This window comes from Streptomyces sp. NPDC051677 (assembly GCF_044453465.1).
In the GTDB taxonomy this organism is placed as follows: Bacteria; Actinomycetota; Actinomycetes; order Streptomycetales; family Streptomycetaceae; genus Streptomyces.
Map to the genome: position 1 here is coordinate 127,830 of NZ_JBITCT010000031.1, position 7,439 is coordinate 135,268.

A 7,439-nucleotide genomic window follows, 5' to 3' on the forward strand; every position below is an offset into this window, starting at 1 on the left:
GCGACCTCAGAGTCGACGCGGTGGCGCCGTGGAGGCGCGCACCGACAGGGACGCGGTGGCGACGGACGCGTCGACGTCGGCCTCGTCGCCGTGCAGCAGCAGGGCGACGGCCGCCGCGCCGTAGCGGTAGAAGTCCTGCCGGACGGTCGTCAGCGACGGATGGCAGTAGGCCGCGAGGGCGATGTCGTCGACGCTGACGATGGACACGTCGTCGGGCACCGAACGGCCGCGCTCGCGCAGCGCGCGGATCACCCCGAAGGCCATCTCGTCGCCGGCGACGAACACCGCGGTCACCTCCGGGATCATCGCGATGATCTGCCCCTGCCGGTAGCCCGACTCGGGCGACCAGTCGCCCTCCAGGGCCGGCGGCGCCTCGATCCCGGCCGCGGCCAGGCACTCCTGCCAGCCCTGTCGCCGCTGCCGCGCCTCGATCCACTCGTCGGGGCCGGAGAGGTGCCAGACCTGCCGGTGCCCCAGGTCGAGCAGGTGCTGCGTGGCGATCCGGCCCGCCTCCTGCTGGTCGATCCCGAGCACCCGGGCGCCTGACGTGCGCGAGCCGTCGAGGGTGACGGTCGGGATGTCGCGGGTGATGTCCTCGATCTTCTGCGTCACGGAGATGAGCGGTACGGCGATGACGAAGCCGTCGACGCCCTGGTCGGCGAGCTTGGCCAGGGCCCGCTCCATCAGACCGGTGTCGAGCGCGGCGATGGCGGCGATGTTCACCGCGTACCCGGCGGCGGCGCCGGCCGCCTCGACGCCGGCGGTCACGGCCGAGCGGGAGTAGTACCCGCCGGAGGCCAGCAGCACCAGCCCGATGGTGTGGCTGCGGCCGGAGGACAGCGTCCTCGCCGCGCTGTTGAAGCGGTAGCCGACCTGGTCCACGGCGGCGAGCACGCGCCTTCTGGTCTCCGGGTCGACGTTGGGCGCGCCGCGCAGGGCACGCGAGACGGTCTGCGCCGACACCCCGGCGGTCCGGGCCACGTCGACCATGCTCGGCTGCCTCGGCCTCACGGTGCCCTCGGTCATGACGCTCCCCATCCTGTGTTCCCACAGATCCTAGCGTTCTTGTTACGCATGGCATCGATAACATAGGCTCCTCGCCGTGACTGAGCTGCGCACGACACACGCGCTCACCTGGCACGCGGGCCGCCTGTACCGGCACGGCGTCCCCCATCGCATCCTGTCCGGAGCGCTGCACTACTTCCGCGTCCACCCCGGCCTGTGGCGGGACCGGATCCGCCGGCTCGCCGACCTCGGACTCAACACGGTCGACACGTATGTGCCGTGGAACTTCCATCAGCCCCGCGAGGACGAGGCGCCGCGCTTCGACGGCTGGCGGGACGTCGAGCGTTTCATCCGCACGGTGGGCGAGGAGGGGCTCGACGTCGTCGTCCGGCCCGGCCCGTACATCTGCGCGGAGTGGTCCAACGGCGGTCTGCCGAGCTGGCTCACCGGCCGGGACGTCGCGGTCCGCAGCTCGGATCCGGCGTTCACCTCCCCCGTCGGCGGCTGGTTCGACGAACTGGTCCCGCGCCTCGCCGCACTGCAGGCCTGCGAGGGCGGGCCGGTGGTGGCGGTGCAGGTGGAGAACGAGTTCGGCAGCTTCGGCGACGACCAGGCCTATCTGCGCTGGAATCGCCGGGCCCTGACCACCCGGGGCATCCGGGAGCTGCTGTTCACCGCCGACGGGCCCACCGAACTCATGCTGGACGGCGGCACCCTGCCGGGGACCCTCACGGCCGTCACTCTGGGCTCGCGGCCCGAGGCCGCCCGGCGGCTCCTCGCCGCACGGCGGCCGGACGAGCCGTTCCTGGTCGCCGAGTTCTGGAACGGCTGGTTCGACCACTGGGGCGAGCGGCACCACGTCCGCTCAGTGCAGAGCGCGGTCGGCGCCCTCCGCGACATCCTCGCCGACGGCGGCAGCGTGAGCGTCTACATGGCTCACGGGGGCACCAACTTCGGCCTCTGGGCGGGCGCCAACGAGGTCGACGGCCGACTGCAGCCGGTCGTCACGAGCTACGACTCCGACGCGCCGATCGCCGAGGACGGCAGCCTCACCGCCAAGTTCTTCGCCGTGCGCGAAGCGCTCGGCGCACACGGCCCGCTCCGCTCACCGGCGCGGCTGCCGACGCTCCCCCCGGCGCGGCTCCCCCTCGTCCACCGCGCCGACCTGCTCGCCGGCCTCCGCTCCGTGCCCGCCCCGATCACGACCGCCCCGCGCCCCGCCTCGTTCGAGCAGCTCGGGCTCGACGCGGGCATGGTCCTGCACACCGCGCACCCGCGCGTCCCGCCGGGCGAGCACCGGCTGGTCCTCACCGACGTACGCGACCGGGCACTGGTCTTCGTCGACGGCGCCCTGCTCGGTGTCGCCGATCCCGCGTCCTGCGAACTCCCGCTGTGCGGAACCGGCGACGTCGTACGGCTGGAGGTCCTGGTGGAGAACCTCGGCCGGGTGAACTACGGACCGGGCATCGGCCGGCACAAGGGCCTGCTCGGTCCCGTCCTCGTCGACCGGCGCATCGTGCAGGGCTGGGACAGCATGCCGGTCGCGCTGCAGGAGTGGGGGTCCGGGGAGCTGTCCCGCGCGGTCGCCGCCGGCCTTGCCGGCGCCCAGGCCGGGTTCGCCGTCGCGGAGTTCCAGGTCGGCACACCGGCGGACACGTTCCTGTCGCTGCCGGGGTCGGTCCGCGGCCTCGTCTGGGTCAACGGCTTCCTGCTCGGCCGCTACCGGGAGACCGGGCCGCAGCTCACCTTGTACTGCCCGGCCCCGCTCCTGCACGCGGGCGCCAACACCGTGACGGTGCTCGAACTGGAACGGCTCGGCGGAACACTCGCGTTGCGCGACCGGCCCGAGCTGGGACCGCCACAGGAGTACGTCGAGGAGTTCGACTGACTCCGGCCGCGCCAGGCGTCAGGCGTCGGGGGCCGCGTGGACGCGTTCCCCCTCCACGAAGGTCTGCAGGACCCGGGTGGCGGCGATCTCCTCGGCCGGGCCCGTGAACGGATCCCGGTCGAGGACGACCAGGTCGGCGGCCTTGCCGACGGCGATGCTGCCGGTGAGGGCGTCGAGGTGGTTCACGTAGGCGCTGCCCGCCGTGTACGCGGCGAGGGCGGCGCCGAGGTCGAGACGCTGTCCGGGCAGGAACTCGGGGGTGCCCTCGGGTGCGTCCGGGGAGACGCGGTTGACGGCGACATGGATGGCCTGGAGCGGGTCGGGGCTGCTGACCGGCCAGTCGCTGCCCGCGGCGAGCGTCGCTCCGGCGCGCAGCAGATCGCCGAAGGGGTACTGCCGGGCGCCGCGTTCGGGGCCCAGGAACGGCAGGGTGAGCTCGTCCATCTGCGGTTCGTGGGCGGCCCACAGCATCTGCAGGTTGGCGGTGGCGCCGAGCGCCCTGAAGCGTCGTACGTCGTGGGGGTGGACGACCTGGAGGTGTGCCAGGTGGTGGCGGGTGTCGCGGTGGCCGCCCGCGGTACGGGCGGCCTCGACGGCGTCGAGCGCCTCGCGGACCGCGCGGTCGCCGAGAGCGTGGAAGTGGACCTGGAAGCCGAGTGCGTCGAGTTCGGTGACGTACTTCCTCAGCTCGCCGGGTTCGACGAAGCTGATGCCGCTGCCTTGCGAGGAGCAGCCGCAGCCGGTGAGGTACGGGTCGAGCATGGCCGCGGTGTGGTTCTCGGCGATGCCGTCCTGCATGATCTTCACCGTGCCGGCGCGGAACCGGTCACCGCTCAACTCCTCGCGCCGCGCGACGAGTTCGGGAATCTGCTCGGCGCCGCGTTCGCGGTCCCACCACAGTGCGCCGACGACGCGGGCGGTGAGCAGTCCCCGGTCCAGGGCCGCACGGTAGGTGGGCGCGGGGTCGGTCATGTTGGCGTAGGCGCCGACGATGGCGTCCTGCCAGGCGGTGACGCCGTGGGAGTGCAGCACGGCCTGGGCGCGCAGCAGGGCGGCCAGTCGTTCCTCGGGCGTGGGCTCGGGCACGAGCCGCCCGACCAGGTGGACGGCGCCCTCCTGGAGCATGCCGGTCGGGTCGCCGTCGGCGTCGCGTTCGATGCGGCCGTCGGCGGGGTCGGGGGTGCGGGCGTCGATGCCGGCCCGCTCCAGCGCCCGGGTGTTGACCCAGGCGCCGTGGTGGTCGCGGTTGGGCAGGAAGACGGGCCGGTCGGGGACGACCGCGTCGAGGGCCGCGGCGGTGGGCGCGCCGCCGGGGAACGCCTCCAGGGACCAGCCGCCGCCGGTGATCCATTCGACGTCCGGGTTGTCGTCGGCGTACGCCCGGATCCGCCGCAGGTACTCGGCGGGGTCGACGGTGTCGGCGAGGTGGCACAGGCCGAGTTCCAGGCCCGCGCCCTGGGGGTGGACGTGGGCGTCCTGGAAGCCGGGCAGCAGCAGTCTCCCCGCGAGGTCGACGACCTCGGTGCCCGGCCCGATCAGTGCGTGCACCTCGTCGTGGCCGACGGCCGTGATCCGCCCGCCGTGCACGGCCACGGCGGTGGCACGGCTGCGGGCGGGATCGACGGTGTGGACGGGCCCGCCGGTGAGGACGAGATCGGCGGGACCGGTGGCCTGGGACTGCGGCATGGGAGCTGACTCCGTGGTGGGGGTGTGGGTGGGGCTGGGGAACGGGTCGGGGCGGACGGGGCTCAGACGGTGGTGCGGTCCATGGGCAGGGCGATCGCCTCGGCGTCGGTGCCGCGGCCGGTGCTGAAGTAGGGCGACCGGCGGACGTACTTGGCCACCGCGGCCATCCCGAGCCCGGCGAGGACGATGACGGCGGGCAGGGAGAACATGAACCACCCGTTGTCGGGGCTCAGTTCGAAGTGGTCGCTCATGGTCAGGTAGGAGTAACCGAGATAGCAGCCGAGCCCCAGCAGCACCAGACCGGACACGGCCGGCACGCCCACGGCGAGCAACGCCGTACGGAACCCTTCGCGGCGGTCGGGCCAGAAGCGGACGGCGCACGCGAGGGCGGTGAGACCGTAGTAGAGGGCGACGAGCAGGCCGATGGAGTTGACGGCGGCCAGCAGCATGTCGCTCAGCCGCGGGATGGCGACGGCCAGCAGGGCGATCACGAGGGCGATCGACAGCACGGCGACGGTACCGGCGGCGGGGGTGCCGTACCGGCGGTGCACCCGGGTCCACACCGGACCCATGGTGCGGTCCCGGCCCATCGCGAGCAGCCCGCGCGCCGTGGGGATCAGCGTGGACTGCACCGAGGCGGCGGCCGAGCACATCAGGGCGACCACGGGCAGGGTGGCCCAGGGTTCGGCGGCCAGCTTCTCACCGAGGTACGGCAGGGCCTGTGGGCCGTTCTTGATGAGTTCGGTCAGGCTCATCTCCCGCTGGAAGGCGACCGAGGCGAAGAGGAACAGCCCGAGCATCGCGGACAGGGCGATCAGACCGCCGCGGGCCGCGTCGCCCGGAGTCTTCGTCTCCTCGTTGACGCTGAACGCCGCGTCCCAGCCCCAGAAGAAGAACACGGCGAGGACCATGCCCTGGGCGAAGGTGGCGCCGCCCGTGATCTCGAAGGGGTTGAACCAGGAGAGGGAGAAGGACTGCTTGCCCGTGAGCAGGGCCCAGCCGCAGAAGCCCAGCAGCACGGCGTACTCGAAGACCAGCAGCACGAACTGGAAGCGGGTGGTGGCGCGGGTGCCGGTGACGGCGAGAGCGGTGAGGCCGAGCAGGAGCACCAGCCCGACGGCCGTACTGATACCGGTGGACGACGGATCGAGGGCGATGCCCGCCACCGAGTGCAGGCCGGCCTTGTTGGCGAAGATCAGGACGACCGAGCCCATGACCGCGCTGGTGTAGGCGCAGAAGACGACCGAGCCGACGACGGTGACCCACCCGGTGAGGAAGCCTGGCCAGGGACCGAGGGTCTTGCCGACCCAGGTGTAGCCGTTGCCGCAGTTGGGTTCCGAGCGGTTGAGGCGGGCGTAGGCGGTGGCGATGCCCAGCACGGGCAGGAAGGCGAGGAGCAGCAGCGCCGGGGCCTGCAGACCCACGATGGTGGCGATCGTGCCCATGCCGATGGCGATGCTGGTGGTGGCGGCGGTGCTGGAGGCGGCGATGGCGACACCGTCGATGACACCGAGGGAGCGGCGCAGTGGGGTGGATGACATGGAAAGGCTCCTCGCAGGGAGGGGAGGCGGGAAGAGCCGCGCGGGACTGTGATGGAACACCTGGTCTTCGCGTTGCGTCAATCCTGTTGACATAAGGCGTCCGGGGCCTCTTCACTGCAGGTACGCGGCCCGATGCCGGTCCGAAGCGGTCCGAAGCGACAGGAGCCCCGGTATGACCACCCGAGTCCCGCAGGAGCGCAGCCGCCGTCGGCCCACCCGCTCGGGGGTCCTGCTGTCGGAGGACCTGATCGTGGAGACCGCCCTCAGGCTTCTCGGCGAGCACGGCCCGGAGGCGCTCAGCGTGCGCCGGCTCGGCACCGCTTTGGGCTGCGATCCCAGCGCCCTCTACCGCTACTTCCACGGCGCCGACGACCTGGTGCTCGCCATCGCCGACCGCATCATCGGCGACGCCATGGCGGGGTTCGCCCCGAGGGGCGACTGGGTGGCCGACCTGCGCGAGATGGCCCTGCGGGTTCGTGCCGGATACCTCGCCCACCCGCGCGCGGCGGCCTTCGCCTCGTACCGGGTGACGCGGCGCGAGAACGAGATCCGTGCCGTGGAGACCGGGGTGAGCCTGCTGCTGTCCGCGGGCTTCGGACCGGCAGAGGCGACGCGCCTGTACCTGACGTTCATCGACACCGTGCTCAGCCATGCCGCCATGGACGCCGCGTTCCATGCGCTCCCTCGACAGCAGCGCGAGGCCGACCAGCGGGCGTGGCGCGAGGTCTACCACGGGCTGGACCCCGCCGCCTATCCCGCGCTGACCACCGTGCGCAACGAACTGCACGCCATGGAGAACAGCTCCTTCGAGGAGGCGGTCGACCTCCTGCTGGAGGCCCTGGCGGCCCGCGCCCTCCGCCGCCCGCACGCGTGATCCACGCACCTGTCGAAGCCGTGGCCTGACCGCGGGGGACCCGCGCAGCGAGCTTTTGTTGGAACGTCCTGACATATCTGTTGACATCCCTCGTGGACGGCTCCATAGTCATGCCACTAGAGCGCGCTACTAACGCGCTCCAGTGACCGGAAACGCGTGGTCCACATCCATGACCGCTCCCTCCATGACCGCTACAGCCATCACCGCATCGACAGCAGGGGCATCCATCTGACGCCCGCCCGTTTCCCGGGCCGGGGCGACTTCCGACAAGGTCCAGGGCACCCACACATCCCGCCTTCGGCGTGTCGCTCTCCACCACGGACGCTCCCTGCTCTTCTCCCACCCCAACCGCACAGCGAGGTGCGAGGGACATGCACAGACACCACCGAGCCGCCACTTTGACCGCGACCGCCCTGGCCGGCGTCCTGTTCGCCGCGGGCTGTTC

At 72.2% G+C, this 7,439-nt stretch carries 5 protein-coding genes; 2 read left to right on the forward strand and 3 right to left on the reverse strand.

Features of this window, described 5'->3' with window-relative positions; translation table 11 throughout:
- Positions 1-6: 6 nt before the first annotated feature.
- Positions 7-1,026: a LacI family DNA-binding transcriptional regulator gene (locus ACIBAF_RS31215; protein ID WP_399467517.1), complete on the reverse strand. Its 1,020-nt coding sequence runs from the start codon at positions 1,024-1,026 to the stop codon at positions 7-9.
- A gap of 76 nt (positions 1,027-1,102) precedes the next feature.
- On the opposite strand from ACIBAF_RS31215, the gene ACIBAF_RS31220 reads away from it, so the two are divergent.
- Positions 1,103-2,893 (forward strand): glycoside hydrolase family 35 protein, encoded by a 1,791-nt coding sequence (locus tag ACIBAF_RS31220; RefSeq protein ID WP_399467518.1) that lies wholly within the window; start codon positions 1,103-1,105, stop codon positions 2,891-2,893.
- 18 nt (positions 2,894-2,911) lie between these two features.
- Here ACIBAF_RS31220 and ACIBAF_RS31225 read toward each other — a convergent pair whose 3' ends face one another.
- Positions 2,912-4,579, reverse strand: a complete 1,668-nt coding sequence (locus ACIBAF_RS31225; RefSeq protein ID WP_399467519.1) for an amidohydrolase — start codon at positions 4,577-4,579, stop codon at positions 2,912-2,914.
- A 62-nt stretch (positions 4,580-4,641) separates the two neighbouring features.
- Complete coding sequence (locus ACIBAF_RS31230) at positions 4,642-6,120, reverse strand: APC family permease (protein WP_399467520.1); 1,479 nt, start codon at positions 6,118-6,120, stop codon at positions 4,642-4,644.
- Between the two features lie 172 nt (positions 6,121-6,292).
- Between ACIBAF_RS31230 and ACIBAF_RS31235 the strand changes: the two genes are divergently transcribed.
- Positions 6,293-6,994, forward strand: coding sequence for a TetR/AcrR family transcriptional regulator (locus tag ACIBAF_RS31235; RefSeq protein WP_399467521.1), 702 nt, complete (start codon positions 6,293-6,295; stop codon positions 6,992-6,994).
- The last annotated feature ends 445 nt before the right edge of the window (positions 6,995-7,439 follow it).